General features: G+C 73.1%; 2 protein-coding genes. One reads left to right on the top strand and one right to left on the bottom strand.

Going from position 1 to position 2,219, the window contains the following annotated elements; translation table 11 throughout:
* Nucleotides 1-1,563: DEAD/DEAH box helicase (locus FV223_RS25760; RefSeq protein ID WP_147729601.1), on the top strand; the 1,563-nt coding region annotated here is incomplete at its 5' end.
* A gap of 289 nt (nucleotides 1,564-1,852) precedes the next feature.
* Here FV223_RS25760 and FV223_RS30870 read toward each other — a convergent pair.
* Nucleotides 1,853-2,219: hypothetical protein (locus tag FV223_RS30870; protein ID WP_187276249.1), on the bottom strand; the 367-nt coding region annotated here is incomplete at its 5' end.

Raw genomic sequence — 2,219 nt, 5'->3', positions numbered from 1 at the left:
CCCCTGCGCGACGGCCTGATCGTGCTGCCGACCGGCGCGGGCAAGGCGCTGGTGATCGCGGCGCTCGCGCGGGAGACGCTGCAGGCGGATCCCCTCGCCCGCATCGTCGTCGTCACCCACAGCCGGGAGCTGATCGCCCAGAACTTCTCCGAGCTCACCGGCTACTGGCCGGAGGCGCCGGCCGGGATCTTCTCCGCCGGGCTCGGGCGGCGGGAGGCGGGGGCGCAGGTGCTGGTCTGCGGCATCCAATCCGTCGCCGACCGGCTCGACGCGATCGGCCCGCGCGATCTGGTCATCGTGGACGAGGCGCACCTGATCCCGCGCTCGGCCGAGACCCGCTACGGCCGCTTCCTCGCCGGCCTGCGGGCGCTGCGGCCGGAGCTTCGCGTCGTCGGCTTCACCGCGACGCCCTATCGGCTCGACAGCGGACGCCTCGACGAAGGCGCGGGCCGGATCTTCGAGGGCATCGTCTACGAGGTCGATGCCGGCGACCTGATCGGGCAGGGCTATCTCTGCCCGCTCCTGTCCAAGGCGACGCTGACCGCCCTCGACGTCGCCGGCGTGGGCAAGCGCGGCGGCGACTACATCCCGAGCCAGCTCGAAGCGGCGGTCAACCGCGACTGGATCACCCGCGCCGCGGTCGAGGAGATGGTCGGCTACGGCCGCGAGCGCCGGGCCTGGCTCGCCTTCTGTGCCGGGCTCAGCCACGCGGACGCGGTGCGCGACGCGATCCGCGCGGAGGGCCATTCCTGCGAGACGATCTCCGGCGAGACCCCGCGGCGCGAGCGCGACCGGATCGTGGCGGCCTTCCGCGCCGGGCGGATCCGCTGCCTGACCTCCGTCGGCGTGCTCGCCACCGGCTTCAACGTGCCGGAGGTCGACCTCATCGCCCTGCTCCGGCCGACCCAGAGCACCGGGCTCTACGTGCAGCAGGTCGGGCGCGCGCTCCGCAACGCGCCCGGCAAGCGCGACGCGCTGATCCTCGACTATGCCGGCCTGGTGCGGATGCACGGCCCGGTGGACGTGGTCACCGCCCGCACCGCCGCCGCGGTGAAGGGCAGGGAAGGGCTGGCGCGGGCCAAGCCCTGCCCCGGCTGCGGCGCGCTGATCGCGCTCAACGCCTCGACCTGCGAGCCTTGCTGGATCGAACCGGAGGACGACGCGGCGTCCGCCAAGCACGAGGCCGCGGCCGACGACGAATTGCCGATCCTGTCCGAGCGCGCGGACGGCTGGCGGCCGGTCTCGGATTGGCGCTTCGAGCGCGGGGCGGACGGCCTCGACATCGTGCTGCGCTGCTCCGACGGCGCCCATCGCATCCGGCTCGCTCTGGAGCGGACGGGCTTTGCCCGCGACAAGGCGGTGCAGTGGTGGCGCGGGCTCGGCGGCGGCCGCGCGGCGCCGATGGATGCCGCCGAAGCCCTGGACCGCCGCGACGAGCTGGTGTGTCCGGCGGCGATCCGCATCCGCCCGAGCGGCCGGGCCTCGGAGGAGGTGGCCTGCCGCTTCCCCGACGGACGCATCGTCTCCGATGTCCGCCGCCTGGCCGATGCGCTGGCCGCCTGATGCGAGGGCGTTCGTGACCCGGGGCAAGCGTAGAGGGCAGGGGGCTCGGAGCGCCCTCGCCCGGGACGACGCGAGCCTGGATCCGCTGGGCCCGGATCGCCGAGGCCGTGAAGGCGATCCTGCCGGATGCTGGCATGCCAGCTGGTTCGGGACCGGCCGAAGCCCCCTCGCCCCGGGGACATCAGCCTTTCATGTTCCATAATATACCTTATGCGAATAACGGATGTGCCCTTTAGGGGCGTGTTTCCGCAGGCGATCCCGGGCGGTCGGCGGCCGGAATCGAGTGCGGTCAGCGCACCGTGACGCGCACGTCGGACTCGTAGCCGGTGCCGTCGGCGTTGATGACGAAGATGCGGAAGGTGTCGAGCCCCTCGAACCCCTCCTCCGAGGTGTAGGTCAGCTTCAAGCCCGGCACCTTGCGGGCGTTGCAGGCTGCCAGCGCCGATCCCACGCCGTAACGGGGAAACGAATCCGTCTGCGCCAGCTCGATCGAGCCGTGCCGGGGCTGCTCCAGGGTACGGATCACCACCGGGCCCTGCGAGGAGCAGTCCGGGAACAGCGAGGCGAAGAACGCGATGGTGCGGGCCTCGCCCTTCGGCACCACCCGCATCAGCGGGAACGCGGCCGGCGGCGGAGGCGTGGGCGGCGCGGGCGGC

Source organism: Methylobacterium sp. WL116 (assembly GCF_008039455.1).
In the GTDB taxonomy this organism is placed as follows: domain Bacteria; phylum Pseudomonadota; class Alphaproteobacteria; order Rhizobiales; family Beijerinckiaceae; genus Methylobacterium.
The sequence above is the reverse complement of the archived record's forward strand: the minus strand, read 5'-3'. Positions and strand labels throughout refer to the sequence as shown.